This window comes from Changpingibacter yushuensis (assembly GCF_014041995.1).
Taxonomy (GTDB): Bacteria; Actinomycetota; Actinomycetes; order Actinomycetales; family Actinomycetaceae; genus Changpingibacter; species Changpingibacter yushuensis.
Genome location: NZ_CP059492.1, coordinates 198,186 through 218,304, shown reverse-complemented (window position 1 = coordinate 218,304; position 20,119 = coordinate 198,186). Strand labels below are relative to the sequence as shown.

Here is a 20,119-nt window from a genome sequence, read left to right as displayed (position 1 = left end):
TTGCCGCCGTGGGCCCGCGCATCTCACCTGCTTGCCGCCGTGGGCTAGCGCACCTCACCTGCTTGCCGCCGTGGGCTAGCGCACCTCGACCCGAGCGAATCCTGCCTCGCGTACCTCAGCCGAGATTTCTTCCCAACGCGCGCGCCACGCAGGCATGTCCCATCGCTGTGCCATCGCCTGAAAGATCGGATCTGTACCCTGAGTCCGCGCCTCCTGAACAGCGAACTTCGCAACTCCGGCCGCTCTGAGACGCTTGAGAATCTCAGAGAAGTCACGGTCTGCCGAAGAGCCAGGAAAGATGGTGGTGCGAACTTCGAAATCGAAGGTTGGCCGGCGCTCTGATTCGCGAAGAACGGCATCAAGAGCAGCCCATGCTTTGGCGCCTGCGTCGAATCCAACGGCCTCGCGGTAGTCCTCTGGGAGCGCTTTGATGTCGAGTCCCACCCAATCGATGTGCGCGAGCACCTCGACCAGCCGCCGCGGATATGCCCCTGCAGAGTGAAGGCCCACCGCAAGCCCGCGCTCCTTGACTTCCCGCATCGCCGAGACCACCGCAGCCTGACGGAGCGCCTCACCTCCTGTGAACACAACACCGTCCAGAAGGCCTCTGCGCTTATCAAGCAGCGCTCTCACCTCATCCCACGGCACTATACCGGGTACCGATGGGTCCAAAATGGCGGCGTTCTGGCAGTATGGGCACCTCCATGGGCATCCCTGGCAAAAAACCGTTGCAACAAGATGATCCGGCCAGTCCACGCTCGAAAGTGGCACAAGTCCCGCAATGGCAAGATCTGCCGATTCGGCCTCGAGCCCACCGTGACTCACCACATTCGGGGGCGACGACGCCGTCGTCGGGCTCTGTATGTCTGCCCGAAAAGTGTTCGCGCCAGAGGGCGGGACCGAGACTGTCGCTTCAGGCCCGCCGGTATCCTTGTTGATCACGACTCGACAGCTTGCAACTGTTCATAGGAGTCCACCAACTGGTCCGCGCGGCTCGCCTTGGTTCCCAGAGCGTTCTCCTTGAATGTGAGGCGCTCGTGGTACTCACCTTTCTTGCCGATGTTGAAGGATTTGACCGGCCGAAAGTAGCCCATAACCCGCGTCCATACCTCGCATACCTGCGGTTCGGCGGCGGGGTTGGTCTGTGCGCACAACTCACAGGTCTCGTGTTCGCCCGCAAGGTAGCCATGAACAGGGCAAATCGAGAACGTTGGAGTGATTGTGATGTAAGGAAGGTGGAAGTTTGTGAGGGCGCGGCGCACCAGCTTCTTGCATGACTCTGCGGAACTCATCCGTTCGTTCATGTACAAATGCAAGACAGTCCCACCTGTGTACATAGATTGCAGGTCAGCTTGTTGCTCGAGTGCCTCGAAGGCGTCGTCGGTGTAGCCAGCAGGGAGTTGAGAAGAGTTCGTGTAGTACGGTTCGGCGCGGGTTCCCGCCTGCAAGATGTCAGCGAAGCGCTTGCGGTCTTCCTTTGCAAACCGGTATGTGGTTCCTTCCGCCGGAGTCGCCTCGAGGTTGTAGAGGTTTCCGGTCTCCTCTTGAAAACCGACCAATTGGCTGCGCACGTGGTCAAGTACCCTGACCGCAAACTCATGCCCGTAGCTATCAGTGATGTCATGCGCATCACCGGTGTAGTTGCGGATCATCTCATTGACGCCATTCAAGCCAATTGTGGAAAAGTGGTTATCGAGATTACCGAGATAGCGCTTCGAGTACGGGTACAAACCTTGATCCATCAGCTCTTGGACCTTTGCACGCTTCTTCTCCAGCACAGACTTCGCCAGATCCATGAGGTGGTCTAGACGAGCAACCATGCCTTCCTCATTACCTTTGTACAGGTAGCCGAGCCGGGCCATGTTGATCGTGACAACCCCGATTGAGCCTGTCAGTTCTGCTGAACCAAAAAGGCCGTTGCCGCGCTTGAGAAGTTCGCGTAGGTCGAGCTGGAGCCGGCAGCACATCGATCGAATCATCCCGGGGTCGAGCTCTGAGTTAATGAAGTTCTGGAAGTACGGCAGCCCGTACTTCGCAGTCATTGCGAAGAGCAAGGTGGCATTCTCAGACTCCCAATCGAAGTCCTTAGTCATGTTGTAAGTGGGGATGGGGAAGGTAAACACACGCCCGTCGGCATCGCCTTCCATCATGACCTCCATGTAGGCCTTGTTGACCATATCCATTTCAGCCTGCAGTTCTCCGTATGTGAAGTCGCAGACCTCGTCACCGATGTACGGGTAGTTGTCGGCAATATCTGGAGGGCACACCCAGTCAAACGTCAGGTTAGTGAACGGGCACTGACTACCCCAACGGGAGGGCACGTTGAGGTTATAGATCAGTTCCTGGATGTTCTGCTTGACGGCGTTGTACGGCATTGAATCGAGCCGGATGAATGGCGCCATGTAGGTGTCAAAAGAGCTGAATGCCTGAGCGCCTGCCCATTCATTCTGCAAAGTCCCGAGGAAGTTGACGATTTGGCCGCAGGCGGAAGAGAAATGCTTGGGCGGTGCCGAAGCGATTGCTCCCTCTACGCCATTGAAGCCTTCTTCAATGAGCCGACGCAGCGACCATCCCGCGCAGTATCCCGAAAGCATGTCAAGGTCATGGATGTGATAATCGCCTTCGCGGTGCGCCGACCCTTCCTCGGACGAGTAGATCTCACTCAACCAGTAGTTCGCGATCATCTTTCCTGAGGTGTTCAAGATGAGTCCACCGAGCGAGTAGTCCTGATTGGCGTTTGCATTGACTCGCCAGTCAGAACGATCAAGGTACTCATCAACCGTACTGATCGCGTCAACTCGGACTTGATGTGTGTGCGATGTCATCTTCATCCCTTCGACGAAACACCTGAGCACTGTGAAGTGTCAAAACGAAAACATGGCAACTTCAATCAGGCAAAACCGTGATCCGTGGTGAAGCTCCACGGAAGTCATTATTCGGGCCGCGTTGACGGCGGCGTGTAGTAAAAATTGGATCACGACCACTACATGTTGTGCTAGACATTCGCCTCTCACACTAGATCTAGTTTCCTCTGATAGTTCATCCATGGGTTCGATGTGGGGCTTTAGTCCCATGCCTCGGTAGTACGAAACTCCCTTTTCCGACGACGACGGCGCGCCTGACCTGCCGCTTCGGTTACCCAACAGAATCAGGGCAGACTTGGGGCGTGTCAGAACTGCTCGAAGTACTCAAACAACATGCCGCGCCCGGCCAGATCACGGGAGTCATCAACGTGCCTGAGCGCCCTGCCCGTATGAGCGAATGGCCAGGTTGGGTACAAGCTGAAGTCCGCAGTGCTCTGGCTGCCCGAGGTGCTGAGAACCCATGGATCCACCAGGTAGTTGCGGCCGAATCCGTTCATTCCGGCCATCACACGGTGGTTGCAACTGGCACTGGATCTGGAAAGTCCCTCACCGCATGGGTTCCGATGCTCAGTTCGCTGGTCGCTGCACGATCAGGGCGGACTTCGCTTGCCGGGATGAAATTCCGGCCCACGGCTCTCTATCTGGCCCCAACAAAGGCGCTGGCTGCGGATCAATTGGCAGCCTTGGCTAGGTTGGCTGAGGATGTGGATCCCCGCATAGCAATCGCGAGTGCAGATGGTGACACAGATCAGACGGCACGGCGCTGGGCTCGAGATTACGCAGATGTTGTGCTCACTAACCCTGATTTCGCTCATCACGTGATGTTGACCGGTCAGCAGCGTTGGACGCGTCTGTGGCGAGGGCTTTCCATGATTGTCATCGACGAGTTTCACAACTATCGAGGAATGTTTGGCGCCCACGTGGCGCTTGTGGTGCGCCGTCTCCTTCGAGTTGCCAAGTATTACGGCGCAAACCCAACGGTGGTCTTCCTTTCCGCGACTAGTGGAGATCCAGCGGGTGCAGCCGCGAGGTTCCTGGGTATTGAGCGCGAACTCATCACTGTGGTGGACCAAGACGGTTCGCCGCAGGGTTCGAAGGAGATCGTGCTGTGGCAATGCCGCGAGATGGAGACCGAGGAGGATGAGGGCAATGAGCATTTCGAAGATCCAGACGAGGACAGCGCCGAAGCTCCCGTAAGCGTTTCCGCGCCGACCAACGGTCGCGAACTTCCACGGCGAGCAGCCAACACTGAGGCTGGTGAGTTGACAGGAGTCTTGGTGGAATCTGGTGCGCACGCTCTGACCTTTGTCAGGTCCCGGCCTGGCACGGAGAGCGTGGCACAGGTGGCGCGCACATGGCTCGAAGAGCATAGCCCTGCCCTGCGCGCCACAGTTGCTGCGTATCGGGGAGGCTACCTTCCCGAAGAGCGGAGGCAGTTGGAGCACGACCTTCGATCGGGTGATCTGCGCGCGCTCGCGTCTACCAACGCCCTTGAGCTTGGAATAGACATAGCTGGCTTGGACGCCGTGGTGGTGACAGGTTGGCCCGGAACTCATGCGTCCTTCGCTCAACAGATCGGCAGGGCCGGACGCGCAGGAAAGACTGGCTTGGCGGTCTTTGTGGGCAGGGACAACCCGTTGGACCAGTACATACTGGCAAATCCCGCCGAGATCGAAGATGCGACGAGCGAAGTGAATGTATTCGATCCCGCTAACCCGAGCGTGCTCATTCCCCATCTGTGCGCAGCCGCTTCGGAGCTGCCGCTGACCCCTCACGATCCACCCGTGTTCGGACTGCCTGACACTAGCCTTTTTGAGGTTCTCACTGAGCAGGGTTTCCTGCGCAGGCGCCCCGCCGGGTGGTTCTGGAACCCAACTATGGGCGAGAGCGCCCATAACGCCATCAACTTGCGTGGGGATGGGACCACTGTGACGATCGTAGACGCGGAAAGTGGCGGAATTCTGGGGACAGTGGCATCCGGACAGGCCGATACAAGCGTGTACCCGGGGGCGGTGTACATCCATCAGGGCACTCCGTATCTCGTGGAGGAACTTGGGGAAGACTTTGCACTTGTTCGCCTGCATCGTGACGAGGAGATTCGCACGTACGCTCGCGAGGAGACCAACGTGGAGATCCTCGACGTTGAGGAATCCCGTGATCTTGGGATAGGCGTGTGGGCAACAGGCCGAGTTGTGGTTTCCTCGCGCGTTATTGGATACGACGTGCGCCGCAACTCTGACGGTTTGTACTTGGGTATGGTGCCGCTTTCCATGCCGGTTCGCCAGCTAGAGACGGTTGGCACATGGTGGACCATGAAGGAAGCCGTGATCCTCGATTGCGGAGTCGAGAGATCTGATATCCCAGGCGCTCTGCACGGTGCCGAACATGCTTCCATTGGAATCCTTCCGTTGTTTGCTACATGCGATAGGTGGGACCTAGGCGGGCTCTCCACGGCTGGCCATAGCCAAACGGGCGAACCAACTGTGTTTGTGCATGACGCCCTACACGGAGGATCGGGATGCGCGAGGCGAGGCTTCGATGCTTCCCTTCAGTGGATTGAAGCCACCCTTTCCGTGATCGCCAACTGCAACTGCTCATCCGGTTGCCCGCGATGTATCCAGTCCCCAAAGTGCGGCAACAACAACGATCCACTCTCCAAGGACGGCGCACGCCGCGTTCTCCTACAATTACGTGAAGCTATGAAGGCGGCTCATTGACGGGACCTGCGCGCGCAGAAGCGTGCAGCTTCACCCCCGGCAGTGCACGCACCGAACCAAGCGCAACCACCCGCACATGGCTTCCGATAACCGTGCACGATTCGAGTTCAATATCATTTTGTTGAGCAACACGCACCGCTTGGGAACACGCGATATCTGGACCGCCTAACTGGTACGCCCTCGCACCAGCAATTGCCGCTACATCGGCGGTGTTCTGGATGTGATGCTTCACCTTGATGCCTTCGCCGATACTCATGAGCCCGATGATCACAATGACTGCAAGCATGAGTACTGCCAGTGTGAGTACCGTTCCTGATCCGCGTTCGGACCCCACACTTGGTGCGGCAATCACCGTGGTCTGATGTGCCGGCCTGAGCGTGCGGAGTTTCATCGGGCAACTCCCGGTTCCAGCGCAGCTACGGTAGTGGCTGCCAAGGTGAGATCAAGAAGAGCAAGGGGACCCGAGGGTTCGGCCTTGACCGTAACTGAAACTGATTCCCCAAGCTGCTCGATTCGAACGGAAGAATCGGGAAGGATCTCATGAGCCATCAAGGTGAGCTCACTGGAGTTCTCTCCCATACTGGCCTCCCGAGCTAGAGTTCGGCTGAGATCCTGCACTTCGAGGTAGATGCCCATCGCAGACGTAATGAAGAAGATCAGTATTGTGACAAAGGAGATCGGGATCAGTCCGATCGCGATTTCGCTGGTCACCATGCCTGCCTCCTTCTGTTCCCTACCCCAATGATGATTCCCAGAGAATGGAACGGGAGATTCATCGACCTCCTTCACGCCGTGGCTCACCCGGGCATGGCGATTGAAGGACGCACACTCACATGGATTCCGTAGACGTCCCGGTACTTCCTCGCCACAGGAACTTCTCATGATGACCCTCCTTTAGGCAGGTGCGGACGGCAACGCCGCCCGCACCTAGGACTTAGAAACTAAAGATGCTCTTGAAGATCGATTCCAATGCGTCACGAACCCAGTCTTGCTTCACCAACCACAGGAGAAGTCCCGCGAAAGTGCTAGCGCTCAGGGTTCCAATTGCGTATTCGGCAGTAGCCATCCCAGATTCTGAGGAGAACTCATCGGACGGATCCATGTACGGCGTGGCGGTCATGGTTGTTCCTTTCTAGACTTCCAGCACGACTCTTTCGTGCCGGTGAAGCAACTCTGGCGGAACTGCAAGAATCGCAGGTGAGTGAGGTTGTTTGCTGTGGACGTGGGATTCATGTTCCAAGGCTGTGGGAACTCGCCTGCTCAGCCAAAGATGTCTAGACCGGCAGAAGCGATGACCGGCACAATGCCAACTAGGACGAACGCAGGTAGAAAGCAGATTCCCAACGGGAGAACCAAGCGTGTGCCGAGCTCCGCGGCCGCTTCACGAGCGGTACGCACGCGACGCTCCCGGATACCGGCTGCAGTTCGCGCCAGAAGTTGGAGGGGAGCCGCGCCATCAGCCCACGCAGGCTCCAAGGATTCCTTGAGCGGATCGAATCGCGATGGAACCTCCTGCCAGGCCTCGGCCCACGTTCCTCCCATAAGAAGGGTTCGCGCAGCAACATCCAATCCACTCCCCTCCGCCTCTTCTCCCAGCGCGCGGTGTAGTGACGTGAGAGCGGTGGGAATCGAAGATCCACCACTTAAGGCCGCGGCCATGAGATCTGCGGCCATGGCTGGATCGATGGCAGGCATCGCCAGATCAGGTTTCTTCCCGCTAAGTAGCTCGGGACGGGTAGGAATGTGCGCGAACCAGGTGACGAGCGCAAGCACTCCAAAGAGGATTCCTGCGGCATTGGGAGTCACCATGCCTCCTCTTCGGCTTTACGACTCAACCTATTCACCCACATGAGCCCAATGCACTCGCTAGCTAAGCCCGCTGCAAGGCAAGCTTTGCCGAGTCCAGTTCCAAACAAGAAGGCGAGCGGTGCCGCACCTAGTGCCCATCCAAGTGCCAGCCCTAGCAAAGGCAGCCAAGCCAGCATTCGGGCGGTGGCCTTGGGTGCCGCCAAAGCCACTTTTCGCTCAGCAGCGGCCTCAACTGCTTCAGTTACCCCGGAGGCACATGCATCCAAGATATGTGCAGCTGGTGCGCCAGAAGCCTGAGAGAGCCTACATGCGGCCACTGCAGGTGGAATGCCAAACCTCACTCCGAGGTTGCGGTTGCGCGCCAAGCGCGATGCAAAGGCAAAACGCATTGGCCCACCTCGAAGCACGTTGGGATTCAACCAAATGGCGTGGAGTGCCCGAGGAACACCGTTCTCATTCAGCCCGATCTCAATGGATTTAGTGACTGTGCTTCCAGCCATGAGTCGGACAACGGTATGGTGCCATGCACTTTCAACAGAGGCTCCCGACCGAAGCCTCGTTGCAACCTCAGATAGCATCAGGCCCATGTCCAACTCTGCTGCCTTGCTCTGGCGGGTGCCCACTGAACCGGACTTCCACCACCGCCTTTTCGAACGCGCTTTGTGCGGCAGACGGGCTCGCGCTGGCGAACCTGCTACGGCGAGAAGCGTGATACAGACTGCCAGCACAATCATGTCAGCCGGCCAAACCGAGACGTTGCGTCAGGGAGGGCCAACTAGGCCCAAACCTCAGTTCCGTTCCCGAAAACACGACGGCCGGCCTAGCTATTAGTTCACCCGATGATCTCTCCATCGTGGCAATCTCGCTGATGAAACGGTGCGCGCCACGGCGGCGCACGTGCACCACAGCATCCAAGGCACTGGCGGCTTGAGCGGCCACCACAGATTCGCTCATACCCGCAAGTGCTCCAAGCGCCACCAATCGCGTAGGAACATCTGATGCTGAGTTGGCATGAATCGTGGCCCACCCGCCCTCATGACCAGTGTTGAGTGCCGAAAGGACCTCACGTACCTCCGCGCCGCGGCACTCTCCTAGGACGATTCTGTCCGGACGCATTCGCATAGCCGCGCGGACCAGATCACTCATGGTGACCTCGCCTATGCCTTGAACGTTTGCACGGCGCACTTGAAGATGGACCACATGCGGATGCCGCGGCCGCAGCTCTGCCGATTCCTCAATTATGAGGATTCGTTCTTGCAGAGTGACAGATGAGAGGATCGCTGCGAGCAGGGTGGTCTTTCCTGATCCCGTGGCTCCGGAAATGATCACGTTGGCACGCCTTTCCAAGAGTGCGTCGACAACGTGCCTGAGTGATGCCGGAATCGTGCCAACGGCTGTGAGTTCATCAAGATCAAAGATCACTTGGCGTTGAGTGCGAAGAGAGATCAACGGCCCTTCGGCCGCTAGAGGAGGCAGCACAGCGTGAAGTCGCATGCCCCCAGCGAATGTTCCGTCTGCGATAGGCGACTGATCATCCAAGCGCTGACCGCAGGCAGCCGCGAGCCGTACAGCTAATGCCCGTACGTCGTCTTCATGGGAGAACAGCTGGTGGACACCGCCAACCCGCTCAAGCCCTTCGCCCCTGTCTACCCAAATTCCGCGGGACCCATTGATCAGAATGTCTGTAATCTGCGGATCGTCGAGCAGCGGTTGTAGAAGAGGCCCTGCGCCACCCACAGCGGACCGCACTTGACGCCCGGCACCCAACACGGCCCTTGTCCCCACGGCTTCCGGTGCCGTTTCCGCAAGCGCCTGCGAGAAACTCGCACCTCCAGCAAGTGATGCGCGGGCCAGCCGGAGTTGCTGTTCTGTAAGCACGGACATCACAGGATCTCCATACAGTGCTGACCGATCCGCGTCACATCACGTGCTGTGGCGCATCTGTTCCTGTCTCCAATTCTCACGCCGTGTTCAAGATCCTGATTGAGATTGCGTAGCCTGCGCATGGGCATCACGTTGGCCGCACCTAGCTCCTGAGCGAGGGAGGCGGCCTCAGCACCTCCCGAGACCCCATTTCCAACGAGTATCACCTTCTTACTGGGAGGGAGATTCTGCATGCTTTGACGAATTTGCAGGAGCCCTCGCGACGTTGGTGCGCCAACCAATACAACGGCATCGCACCACTCAAGCCATCCGCGTTCGTGCGACGTCGGGTCAGCTACCGTTCGAGGAAGATCAAGCACACATATCGAGTTCACTTGGGAAAGTGCTGCGATCGCGCGTTCACCAATTCCTCCTTGCCGCGGAACTCCTCCGCGTTGGTCGGCAGAAAGAACACGCAAGGAGCCGAGAGCCGGTAACACCGCATTGAGGCGACCTGGAACAAACGAACCCAGATCTTCGCCTAGATCACCCCACCTCAAACCCGCTGAATCCGAGAGCCCAAGCGGGCGGTCAATCCCGGCCGATAGGGAGTCCAAGTCAAGGAGGGCAGTGGTGTGTTCCTCCGAAAAGGAACGGGCCAACCATGCGGCGAGCGTGGTTGCACCGGCTCCCCCATGGGAGCCGACTACCCCAAGCACAACCCCACGCTGGGTTGAGCCTGCCGCCAGAAGGAGTTCGAGGAGATCCTCTGCTTCATCTGGCAGAGCCAGTGTGAGGCTCCCCGCCGCGAAGTATGGAGCGAATGCCGGATGAAAACTGGCTTCCACCGTGGGAACCGCAGCATCAACTTCCGAAAGGCTAAGTACACCCTCAAGTGATTCTGATGTGGCCGCATGTTCAAGCTGTACTCCGGCGAGCGACGCGATTCGTTCAACTTCTGCACGAACGAGGTCACTGTGTGATCGGAGAATGACTGCAGGCATACGTGTTGCGGCGCGCCCATTTCGACGTGCCAAATCGGAACCCAAGGCTCTATGTGATTGTGAGCCGCGTGGGCGAGAAGGGATCGCATTCATGTGCCCACACTGACAGTATCTGGCGATCGGTCCACGACCCAAGGATGGGAATGTGGAACCGATAGGCATACCTGCCCACTGTGGAACATCCCCACACACAATTCCCAACGGATTCGTCTAGGCTGATCCCGAACCTCGTTCACCCACCGAAGGGTTGACCTTCTGGACCAGCCTCAACACGTTGAAGGACGCCCATGGACATTCGCAAACTGGGAGCATTAACCGCTATGTCGCTGCTCGCCATGAGCTTGGCGGCTTGTGAGAACACCGGCTCTCCCACCCGCGAGAATGTCCAAAAAGGCTACATTTCCATCGTCAAAGATAGCCTCGAGGAACTCAACGCGGGGGTTACATCGGATGCGATTGACGATTACGCTGCATGTCTAGTGGACGCCACATTCGATCAGCTCTCCGAGTCCGGTCTTTCCGCTTTGGCGAACCAAGATTTCTCTGAAGCGTTTAGCGACGACGACGTCACGCTGATCTCGGACGCTTCAGATGGCTGCTCCCAGTACATTGAGGATTCGCTAGATGAGGCCGAAGCCTCATCTTCCGCCAGCTGACCAGGGCACGCCGACAACCTCATACACGATGGGCATGTATTGTCGTAGCGTCGTGACGAAAGCACAGGAGCCGATCAAGGAAGGGCATCATGTCAACACCGACAGATCCGTACAGTTCGTCTGCCCGACGTCCGTTCGATGAAGAAGACATCCTGGAACCCATCACACCGTCACCTTCGGCGTCTTCGCCCGCGAGCAGCAGCTTCCTGCCACCGGCATCCCCCTCTCGCGATTCAGCTTTGGAGCGCCCGGTTGGACACGAGGGTATGGACCCTGCGTTCGATACTGATCCGGTGCCTGATCCTCCTGCCGCTAGCACCGAACCGGCCACCTCTTCCGATGGTGCTGCCGAATATGGCGAACCTTCACCGTATTCGCAGACCTTGGCAGGTTCCTCATTGGCACTCTCAGACTCGTGGAACGATCAGCCCTCCACCCCTGAGGTACCTGCGGGCCAACCAACAGTGACCACCTCACCCTCGTTTCAGGAGATGCAGCAAACTGGGAACTTCGCGGCTCCTGAGGATCCATGGGCGGCACCTGAACCTCCTCGTTCTGCGGCTGTCCCGGTCCCTGAGGCTCCATCAGGCCGCGGCTGGACCCACGCCACAGCTCTCATCTTCACTATTCTGCTTGTTCCCGTGGCGTGGTATCTCATCTCAGATGCGAGCGTCCGCTTGTCGCTCGTTCAAGACAATCCGTGGGATACAGGAACACTTAACCTCGCCGCTCTTGGCGAGCTGGCTGGCGGCATCGCAGTCGCAGCAGTCATCTGGTTCTTGGCGCGGGGAAGCTCTCTGGGAGTCTTCGTAACGGGAATCATCGTCACGCTTTTCGGTGCGCTGGCCTTGGTGCTTCCAACGTTTACACAAGATAATCTCCTCACTCCGATTGAGAATGCAATTGGGGATTTCAACGATTTCACTGCAAACCTCGTTCACCACCTCGATTTGGATATGGGATCTGGCCGAATCTTCATCTTTGGAGCGATCCTGATTCTCACTGGAGTCGTTTCACACTCGGCACGCAGGCGCGGCCAGAAGTTCGGGGTTCTGACCACCCGTCGTTCCATCGCTCTTGGCGAGAACTGAGTCAAAGTGGCAGTACCTGCTGACAACTCATGCGTTTTTCTTGAAGGGCCTTGGTCCCACCGTCTGGTTCAGGCCAACGGTTGCCAGTTCCACATCGCCCATATGGGTGAACATCGCGATGACCTGCCACTTGTCTTGCTCATCCATGGATTCCCGGAGTACTGGTGGGCGTGGCGCAATCAGATTCAGACCATCGCCGATGCTGGATATGAAGTCGCCGCAATCGACCAACGCGGCATAGCCGGTTCGGACAAGACGCCAAATAGCTCGGACGCACTCACTTTGGCGCAGGATATTTCGGCCATCGCGCGATCCCTCGGAGCCTCGCGCATCGTCGTCGTCGGGCATGGACGCGGCGGACAACTGGCGTGGGCTGCACCGGCCCTCGCACCAGGGATGGTTGAAGGTGTCTTAACCTTCTCAGCGCCCCACGCTCGCGCAATCCAGAGGCCCGGTACACACCTGACTCTGCGTACGTGGCGCCATGTACTTACTACTTTCGTACCCCCGTTGGCACGACGCGGCTTGACCGATCCAGTATCGCTTGAACACCTCTTGGCCGAGTGGTCAGCCCCGGGGAACGACGGCGCCTCCTCGCAAGCTCAGATCTACGCCGCGGCTATGAGACTTCCGGAGGCCGCAGGGATCTCGCTAGACCAGTTGCGGTGGTCCTACACCGCAGTGCAGCGCCCGACAGGCAGGCGCTATTTCGAGCTCACCAAAAACGCCATCGAGGTTCCGGTCTGGTCAGTTCGTGGCCAACTTGATCCGCTGTTGCCGGAGCGGGCATGGAGGCAGGACCACACCTTTACCACGGGGAACTTCCGCCAGATCACCGTGGCGAACTCCGGGCATTTTATCCCCGAAGAAGTTCCTGAGGAGTCTTCGCAGATCATCCTCGAGTTCCTTCACCACGTGGCCCATCAGGCCTAGAATGCCGGGGATTTAGGCCACCGGCTGGAGGTCAGGAGTGTCCTCGTGACCTTGAGGATGCTCAAATGGCACACCTACGAACAACTCGTATGACGGGCAAAGATCGGCCAAAGGGCACGAAATGCACTCGGGGCGTTGGGAATGGCATACCCTGCGCCCATGTTCGATCACGCGGTGGCAGGTGATGGTCCACGTCTCTTCTGGCAAGAGCTTGGCGATGTCTATCTCAGCTTTGACAGGATCGGTTTCGCGGGTCCACGCCCACCGGCGTGCCAAGCGACCCATATGGGTATCGACCGTGATGCCTGGAGTTTCAAATGCGTTTCCCAAGACCACGTTGGCCGTCTTGCGCCCAACTCCAGGCAGGGTCACAAGGTCCTCAAGCCGAGGCGGAACCTCTCCTGCAAAGTTCGAGCACAATGCTGCAGCCAACCCTTGACATGACCGGGCCTTGGCACGGAAGAATCCCAACGGGTGCAGGATATCTTCGAGCTCTGTGCGGTCGGCACCAGCCAGATCCTCCGGCTTGGGAAAGCGCGAAAAGAGGAGCGGCGTCACTGAATTGACACGCGCATCTGTGGTCTGAGCAGAAAGAACCGTTGCAACAAGAAGCTCAAATGGATTCGTGAAGTTCAGCGCACAGTGCGCATCCGGATATAGTATTGCGAGTCGATCGGAAATCTTCGCTGCTGCCTCACGACGTGCATACAACGCACGCGGACGGTACGGAAGTCGTTTTTTCGAAGACATACGTCAAGCCTATTCGTGCAATCAGCACTAAGGTGATGGCAAGATGTGATGTGTATGGCATAGTGAAGAAGATTTCGACCCAAGCATTTTAGTGATTAATGCCGGCGTACTGCCTTTTTGGCCCCGACAGGAAGGGAACACATGGACACGAGCGTTCTCAAAGCAGTGCCTCTATTCAAGGACCTAGGCGACGAGGACCTCATCGCTCTTGGCGAGTTGATGAGCGAAACCAGTCTGAAGCGAGGTGACTCGCTTTTTCGTGAAGGTGATGAAGGTGACCGCCTCTACATCATCACTGAAGGCAAGGTTAAGCTGAGCCACGCGGCAGACGATGGCCGCGAAAACCTCATCGCAGTTCTCGGGCCTGGCGAGATCATCGGTGAGCTTTCGCTGTTTGATCTGGGCGCTCGCTCGTCAACGGTTACAGCCATTGCCCCAACCCGCCTTTTTGCCCTTTCCCACAAGGACATGATGGTGTTCCTGACCGCCCATCCAGAGCTCTCGCAGTCGATGCTGCGCGAACTGGCACGGCGCCTCCGCCACACCAATGAGCAGATGGCTGATCTGGTGTTCTCCGATGTTCCAGGCCGCGTTGCTAAGGCCCTCTTGGACCTCGCAAACCGCTTCGGTGAGCGCACCCCTGAAGGCATCTACGTTGCGCACGATCTCACACAGGAGGAATTGGCCCACTTGGTCGGCGCTTCCCGTGAAACCGTTAACAAGTCGCTGGCAGACTTCGTCTCCCGCGGCTGGATTCGCCTTGAGGGCCGTGCAGTTCTCCTCGTTGAGATCTCACGCCTCCAGCGCCGCGCTCACTGAGCCACACGCTCGCCGAGCTAAGAGCTTCAGGGCCGATCCGGTCTAGCCATCAGGCCACAACCTGACGGCACAGCCAGCAACTTCACTAAAAAGGGTCGTGCCCGGCACCTATGCCGGGCACGACCCTTCTTTGTCTGTCAGAGCACGCTTGCCGCTGGCAACCGCACATGCCGCAGGTTCCCAACACCTATGGCTGACAATTCCGAGTTCAGCTGACCAAGCAGAGCAGCTCCACTTCCACGGGGGAATCAAGTGGAAGTACCGCTACCCCCACGGCGCTACGAGTGTGCACGCCTGCTTCGGAGAAGACCTCCGCAAGTAGATCAGAGACTCCGTTTGCCACTTGGGGCTGGCCAACAAAGTCCGGCGCAGATGCCACAAACACAGTGACGTGAAGGATGGACGTGATGTTGTCGATGCCTCCAGCCACAGATGCTGCAGCAGCCAAGGCATTGAGCCCTGCTTGGCGAGCGTAAGCGTAGGCATCAGCTGGGTCTATCTCAGCTCCAACCTTTCCCGTTGCCGGCAATGTGCCGTCAACGAACGGCAACTGGCCCGATGTGCGAACTTGCTGCCCAGTTCTTAAGGCCGGAACATACGCAGCTACGGGAGCTGCGACAGGAGGGAGACGAAGGGCACGATCGGCCATCCGGACTGACGGATTAGATGCCATGAACTACTCGACCGGACGCTTGAGGTAGGCGACAAGGTTCTGGCCATCAGGCCCTGGCACTACTTGAACGAGTTCCCAACCATCTTCTCCCCACGTATCCAAGATTTGTTTGGTGTTGTGGATCAAGAGCGGAATTGTTGCGTATTCCCATTTTTGCATGACAGCATCCTAACCATTTGGCGCACGAAAGGCTGCGGCGTAAGACTGTTGGATCGCGAGGGGCCAGCGGCCAAACTGGCCTGCAACCAGACCCTCATCCCCTACAAGTTTCAGCGATCCCCTAAGCGAGGCACACGCCCATTGCGAAGATCCACTGCAATCTGATCTTCACCTTTGGTCAAGCGCTCATACCAATCAGTAACCTTTGGATACCTGCGGAGCAAGGCTCGGCGCTCCCGTTCAGTCAAGCCTCCCCACACGCCAAAGGTTGTTTCTGAATCAAGTGCATCCGCAAGGCAGTTGAGCCGTACCGGGCACGAGAAGCAAACTTGCCGTACTTGGCGTTGGGCAGCACCTCTCACAAAAAGTGCATCGGGGTCGCTTGATGAGCAAGCGGCCTCAACTGCCCATGTCTGATCTGCTGTGGTCAGCGACATTGTGTGCTCCTTAACCTGCGAACGCCGTTGTTCGCTAATTAATGTAACGACTCTCACGTCGATACATCGATCTTAACAACACTTGGCGTGTATCACCTAAGGGGGTTCATGTAATGACATCGGCGCGGACCAATTCTGGATGCTTCTCGCTAACGGACCACAATCAGCCCAAATCGCCCGGCCCTGATACTTCCGCCTCATGTGATGCGGCAGCGCGATCCATGTGAGCCGTTTTCGGCCAAGAGTGCCGGCAAAACCCGGCCCACAACACGCCGTCGTCGGCCAATAGTGGCGAAGACTCCAAAAGGGTCCACAGAAAACTTCAGACTCACAACGTATTCTGGTTACCATGTCGAGTTCTAGCCAGCATGGCGCCACAGCGCGTCAGATCATGACTCTTGTTGCTGCACTAGTCGCGGTCTGCATGGTCGGGGGTGCGCTTTTGGCGGGCCTTGCCCTGCCAGCGGTCACCGCGGCTGGCACTACCGTCAACGCGGGCACCAACATCTTTGAAGAGGTTCCGTCTGACCTCGGGTTCACTGAGCCATCGGAACAATCGGTCATTCTGGCTGCTGACGGGACCGAGATCGCATCCTTCTATGCGGAGAACCGAATTGTGGTTGCCTCGGACCATATCTCGCAATATATGAAGGACGCCGTCGTGGCGATTGAGGACCGCCGCTTCTATGAGCACAACGGCATCGACGTCCAGGGGCTCTTGGGCGCAGTACTCAATAACGTGACGGGCGGAAACCTTGCTGGCGGCTCAACAATTACGCAGCAATACGTGAAGAATGCGCTCATTGAGGAAGGCCGAATTGAGGACGACGACGAACTCATCGACCAGGCTACCGAACGCACCCTCGGACGAAAGATCAACGAGGCCCGCTATGCCCTTGCCATCGAAAAGACGATGACGAAAGATGAGATCCTCACCGGATACCTGAACTTGGCACAGTTTGGAACCTCTTCTTACGGGGTGGAGGCCGCGGCTCAGCGATACTTCTCCAAGAGCGCTGCCGATCTAACCGTGGCTGAAGCCGCCACTCTGGCCGGTATCACCCAGTCACCTGCACGGTGGGATCCCATTCGCCACCCAGAGGATGCCACATACCGCCGCAACGTGGTGCTGGGCGAAATGCTCTCCAATGGGTACATCACTCAGGACGAGTATGACGAGGCCTACAACACAACAATGGAAGACATGTTGAATGTCTCCGAAACGACAAACGGTTGTGCAGCAGCAGGTACCGCAGCCTACTTCTGTGAGTACGTCGTAAAGGCGATTCTCAACGACGATACGTGGGGCGAGGATCGCGCAGACCGTACTCAACGCCTCTACCGCGGTGGTCTGACTATCCAAACCACGCTTGACACTGCGAAGCAGGCTTCGGCATACCAGTCACTGACCGCCAGCGTTCCCGTTAATGACGAATCGGGTACTCAGATGGCGATGTCCTCGGTTGAACCGGGCACCGGGCACATTCTCGCAATGGCTCAAAACACGAACTACGGGACCGCCAGCGACTCGGACCCGACCGCAACCCAAATCAATCTCAATGTGGAAGAGGCTATGGGCGGCGGCACTGGCTTCCAGTCCGGATCAACATTCAAGGTCTTCACCCTCATCGAGTGGCTCAAGCAGGGCCACACAGCATACGAAACGATCAACTCCAGTAACGCGACGTTCCCCAAGAGTTCTTGGAATATCTCGTGCTCACCACAGTCCGCCGTTGATTACACCCCCAGCAACATTGAGGGTATTGGTGGCGGCACCATGACCGTACTCGAATCCACCCGCCAATCGGTCAACTCTTCCTTCGTGCGTATGGCGAACCAGCTAGACCTGTGCAACATCGCTGATAACGCATTGTCGCTCGGCGTAGAGCGTGGCGATGGACAAGACTGGCAGTACTACCCATCGATGATCCTCGGTGCTAACAACGTCACGCCTCTCTCAATGGCCGTGGCCGTAGCTTCTCTGGCAGATGATGGCAACGCCTGCGAACCAATGTCGTACACGAAGATCACGGGTTCCGATGGCAGTGTGCTGACCGAGAAGTCTTCCAGCTGCCGTACGGTACTTGATCAGGAAGTCGCCCGCGAAACCACCTCTGTGTTGCAGCAGGTTGTTCAGGACAATGCGACGGGCTTCCGAGCACAGGTTGCCGGGCGAAGTGTGGCCGGCAAGACCGGTACGGCTAACGCCGACACGGACGCATGGTTTGTGGGCTACACACCGCAGCTCGCTACGGCAGTGTGGCAGGGCCACATGTCTGAACAGAGGTCCATGCTGAACACCACCATCAATGGAACCTTCTACAGTGAGGTCTACGGCGGCCTGTTCCCAGCCACTGTGTTCAGCTCCTACATGACGCAGGCTCTGGCCAATGAGCCAGTTGAGACGTTTACTGCGCCAACCAGAAACGTGTTGCGCGGAGTCTCCAGTCAGAGCTCTAACTCAGCTCTACGTTCAAACACTGGCACGGGCACACAGTCCGCTACTAGCGATCCGAGCACTGCCACCGATTCACAAGACTCAACCGCAGCCGATACCGCTGAAGACCCCTCGACGAACGCAGCTGATGCGTCTGACGGAAGCGACGGCTGATCCCCTTAGGACTGTGAGCATGGGCTGACGCTCACACGGCACGATCAACAGGATTTCATTCATGAACCAACACACTCTCCGCAACGCTGCGAAAGCAGCAACCAAAGCCACCACTCGCACGATAGCGGCCGGTGTCGCGGCTGGCATTACCGCCACAGGGTGGGGACTCGTGGAGTCGCATTCATACGCTTTGAGGAGGCGTTCAATTCTCCGCGAGGGCAGCGGTGCGGGAGAACCCGATGCTGCTGGGCGCTCTTTGCGCATCATTCATCTCTCTGACATCCACCTCATGGCGCGTCAGAAGCACAAGATCGAATGGATTCAGAAGCTCGCCGATTCAGACCCGGATTTCTTGGTACTAACCGGAGATCAACTTTCCGAGGCCCAGGCACTGCCATCACTGCTTGAGGCGCTGGAGCCATTCCGCGGAATCCCAGGGGCTTTCGTCTTTGGTTCACATGATTACCATTCGCCGCAGATCAGTAATCCAGCCGCTTACCTTTTTGACCGTTCTCACGACGACGGCGCCCCGACTCCAAACGTACCCCAAGACCCGTGGGCAAACCGAGACCTGCCATGGCAGGAAATGGCTTCCGCTTTCGAAGATGCTGGCTGGATTAACCTGAACAACGCGCGTGGCAAAGTGCGCATTGGGCAGTGGGCAATGGATTTGGTGGGGGTGGATGACCCCCATATCAACCTCGACGAATTTCCTGCAGTGAACAATGGGGAGGACTCGGAGCCACTTGTGGCGACGGAGCCGAGTGGCCCCTCCTCCGCTGGCTCAGTGCTCTCTGTGAAGATCGGGTTGACGCACGCCCCATACAAGCGAGTTCTTAATTCAATGGTTGATGATGGTTGCGATTTGGTTTTCGCTGGCCACACGCATGGCGGGCAGATCTGCATTCCCAAGGTCGGTGCACTCGTGACGAACTGCGACCTTGAGCGTGAGTTTGCCTCAGGTCTTTTCCAGTGGCCCCCAACAGGAGCCGAGGTCCTCTCCGGGGATGGTTCAGTGCCCACGCTGCGCGACAATCACGGTACTGCGTGGGTCAACGTGGCGACTGGGCTAGGTACTTCTCCGTACACTCCCGTCCGGATAGCATGCAGGCCGGAAGCTGTTCAGGTGGACCTGATCATCATCTAGTGGACCTGATCATCATCTAGTCAGCTAGGCCACAAGGCGCCAGTTTCACTTTGGTTCACCATCTCCGCTATTATGAAACAGTTGCATTCGCAACACACTTTCGGGGTGTGGCGCAGTTTGGTAGCGCGCTTCGTTCGGGACGAAGAGGTCGTGGGTTCAAATCCCGCTACCCCGACTCATGAGATTCCCCGAGTTTTCGTTGAAAACTCGGGGATTTAGTCTTTCCCAGATAGGCCCGAGATTGCCTCGGGACACGATGGCATGATCTCGATAGTTGGCTAGCGACCGTTAGTGCCGCGTACCCAGTGACGAGGTTCGCGGCGCGTTGAACCGCATTAGTCTGCTGCGCTTATCCAGACCGATTAGGCCTTCGCGCCAACTCTTGAGGGCCTCACCGATCATCGACAGATCCTCCATCGTCTGACTCAACTTCCTCGTTGTCAATAGTTCTCCCACGAAAAGTGAACGACTTGATCTGCGCGGGTGAACACACTTAACCTAGTTGGTTCTATGTGGGAATGCGGCTCGGCCATTCACTCGCTCAATCCTAATCTTTCTGGGACGTCGCGGCCCAGCCGTCTAGGAT

20 protein-coding genes and 1 tRNA gene are annotated in these 20,119 nt (G+C 57.7%); 8 read left to right on the top strand and 13 right to left on the bottom strand.

Annotation, left to right across the window (positions count from 1 at the left end; translation table 11 throughout):
- Positions 1-75: 75 nt before the first annotated feature.
- Together H2O17_RS00915 and H2O17_RS00910 are read right to left on the bottom strand one after the other, a co-directional pair.
- A complete protein-coding gene (locus H2O17_RS00915; RefSeq protein WP_246311276.1) occupies positions 76-942 on the bottom strand; it encodes an anaerobic ribonucleoside-triphosphate reductase activating protein in 867 nt (288 codons plus the stop codon).
- Positions 939-2,825 carry a ribonucleoside triphosphate reductase gene (locus H2O17_RS00910; protein ID WP_182049927.1) on the bottom strand — a complete coding sequence of 629 codons (1,887 nt, stop codon included), beginning with the start codon at positions 2,823-2,825 and terminating at the stop codon, positions 939-941. The genes H2O17_RS00915 and H2O17_RS00910 overlap by 4 nt, the downstream gene beginning before the upstream one ends.
- 341 nt (positions 2,826-3,166) lie before the next feature.
- Here H2O17_RS00910 and H2O17_RS00905 point away from each other — a divergent pair, with 341 nt between their 5' ends.
- On the top strand, positions 3,167-5,581 hold the full coding sequence (locus H2O17_RS00905; RefSeq protein ID WP_246311275.1) for a DEAD/DEAH box helicase: 2,415 nt from the start codon (positions 3,167-3,169) through the stop codon (positions 5,579-5,581).
- On the opposite strand, the gene H2O17_RS00900 is transcribed toward H2O17_RS00905, so the two are convergent.
- From H2O17_RS00900 to H2O17_RS00870, 7 genes are all read right to left on the bottom strand, one after another.
- Positions 5,562-5,972 (bottom strand): Rv3654c family TadE-like protein, encoded by a 411-nt coding sequence (locus tag H2O17_RS00900; RefSeq protein WP_182049926.1) that lies wholly within the window; start codon positions 5,970-5,972, stop codon positions 5,562-5,564. The two genes, H2O17_RS00905 and H2O17_RS00900, sit on opposite strands and share 20 nt — an antisense overlap.
- The gene (locus H2O17_RS00895; protein ID WP_182049925.1) at positions 5,969-6,295 is read right to left on the bottom strand and encodes a TadE family type IV pilus minor pilin; all 327 of its coding nucleotides are present in this window, start codon (positions 6,293-6,295) and stop codon (positions 5,969-5,971) included. Before H2O17_RS00895 ends, H2O17_RS00900 begins: the two co-directional genes overlap by 4 nt.
- A 220-nt stretch (positions 6,296-6,515) precedes the next feature.
- On the bottom strand, positions 6,516-6,701 hold the full coding sequence (locus H2O17_RS00890) for a DUF4244 domain-containing protein (protein ID WP_182049924.1): 186 nt from the start codon (positions 6,699-6,701) through the stop codon (positions 6,516-6,518).
- 140 nt (positions 6,702-6,841) lie between these two features.
- Positions 6,842-7,390 (bottom strand): type II secretion system F family protein, encoded by a 549-nt coding sequence (locus tag H2O17_RS00885; RefSeq protein WP_182049923.1) that lies wholly within the window; start codon positions 7,388-7,390, stop codon positions 6,842-6,844.
- On the bottom strand, positions 7,384-7,890 hold the full coding sequence (locus H2O17_RS00880) for a type II secretion system F family protein (protein ID WP_182049922.1): 507 nt from the start codon (positions 7,888-7,890) through the stop codon (positions 7,384-7,386). Before H2O17_RS00880 ends, H2O17_RS00885 begins: the two co-directional genes overlap by 7 nt.
- Positions 7,891-8,125: 235 nt before the next feature.
- Positions 8,126-9,274: a TadA family conjugal transfer-associated ATPase gene (locus H2O17_RS00875; RefSeq protein ID WP_182049921.1), complete on the bottom strand. Its 1,149-nt coding sequence runs from the start codon at positions 9,272-9,274 to the stop codon at positions 8,126-8,128.
- Positions 9,274-10,290, bottom strand: a complete 1,017-nt coding sequence (locus tag H2O17_RS00870; protein WP_182049920.1) for a hypothetical protein — start codon at positions 10,288-10,290, stop codon at positions 9,274-9,276. Before H2O17_RS00870 ends, H2O17_RS00875 begins: the two co-directional genes overlap by 1 nt.
- Positions 10,291-10,544: 254 nt before the next feature.
- Between H2O17_RS00870 and H2O17_RS00865 the strand changes: the two genes are divergently transcribed.
- The 3 genes from H2O17_RS00865 (at position 10,545) to H2O17_RS00855 (ending at position 12,937) form a co-directional block, all read left to right on the top strand.
- Positions 10,545-10,913 carry a hypothetical protein gene (locus H2O17_RS00865; RefSeq protein ID WP_182049919.1) on the top strand — a complete coding sequence of 123 codons (369 nt, stop codon included), beginning with the start codon at positions 10,545-10,547 and terminating at the stop codon, positions 10,911-10,913.
- An 89-nt stretch (positions 10,914-11,002) separates the two neighbouring features.
- Positions 11,003-12,004 carry a hypothetical protein gene (locus H2O17_RS00860; RefSeq protein ID WP_182049918.1) on the top strand — a complete coding sequence of 334 codons (1,002 nt, stop codon included), beginning with the start codon at positions 11,003-11,005 and terminating at the stop codon, positions 12,002-12,004.
- Between the two features lie 102 nt (positions 12,005-12,106).
- Positions 12,107-12,937 (top strand): alpha/beta fold hydrolase, encoded by an 831-nt coding sequence (locus H2O17_RS00855; RefSeq protein WP_246311274.1) that lies wholly within the window; start codon positions 12,107-12,109, stop codon positions 12,935-12,937.
- Positions 12,938-12,949: 12 nt separating this feature from the next.
- Here H2O17_RS00855 and nth read toward each other — a convergent pair whose 3' ends face one another.
- Positions 12,950-13,687, bottom strand: a complete 738-nt coding sequence (nth, locus tag H2O17_RS00850) for an endonuclease III (protein ID WP_182049916.1) — start codon at positions 13,685-13,687, stop codon at positions 12,950-12,952.
- 141 nt (positions 13,688-13,828) lie between these two features.
- On the opposite strand from nth, the gene H2O17_RS00845 reads away from it, so the two are divergent.
- Positions 13,829-14,506: a Crp/Fnr family transcriptional regulator gene (locus H2O17_RS00845; RefSeq protein ID WP_182049915.1), complete on the top strand. Its 678-nt coding sequence runs from the start codon at positions 13,829-13,831 to the stop codon at positions 14,504-14,506.
- Positions 14,507-14,714: 208 nt separating this feature from the next.
- On the opposite strand, the gene H2O17_RS00840 is transcribed toward H2O17_RS00845, so the two are convergent.
- The 3 genes from H2O17_RS00840 to H2O17_RS00830 form a co-directional block, all read right to left on the bottom strand.
- Complete coding sequence (locus H2O17_RS00840; RefSeq protein ID WP_182049914.1) at positions 14,715-15,179, bottom strand: RidA family protein; 465 nt, start codon at positions 15,177-15,179, stop codon at positions 14,715-14,717.
- A gap of 3 nt (positions 15,180-15,182) precedes the next feature.
- Positions 15,183-15,338, bottom strand: a complete 156-nt coding sequence (gene sp36, locus H2O17_RS00835) for a Sp36 family protein (RefSeq protein WP_182049913.1) — start codon at positions 15,336-15,338, stop codon at positions 15,183-15,185.
- Between the two features lie 110 nt (positions 15,339-15,448).
- Entirely contained in the window at positions 15,449-15,775 is a 327-nt protein-coding gene (locus H2O17_RS00830; protein ID WP_182049912.1) for a WhiB family transcriptional regulator, read from the bottom strand.
- Positions 15,776-16,124: 349 nt separating this feature from the next.
- On the opposite strand from H2O17_RS00830, the gene H2O17_RS00825 reads away from it, so the two are divergent.
- The 3 genes from H2O17_RS00825 (at position 16,125) to H2O17_RS00815 (ending at position 19,708) form a co-directional block, all read left to right on the top strand.
- Positions 16,125-18,386, top strand: coding sequence for a transglycosylase domain-containing protein (locus tag H2O17_RS00825; protein ID WP_182049911.1), 2,262 nt, complete (start codon positions 16,125-16,127; stop codon positions 18,384-18,386).
- A gap of 61 nt (positions 18,387-18,447) precedes the next feature.
- The gene (locus tag H2O17_RS00820; protein WP_182049910.1) at positions 18,448-19,533 is read left to right on the top strand and encodes a metallophosphoesterase; all 1,086 of its coding nucleotides are present in this window, start codon (positions 18,448-18,450) and stop codon (positions 19,531-19,533) included.
- 101 nt (positions 19,534-19,634) lie between these two features.
- A tRNA-Pro gene (locus H2O17_RS00815) sits at positions 19,635-19,708 on the top strand.
- The last annotated feature ends 411 nt before the right edge of the window (positions 19,709-20,119 follow it).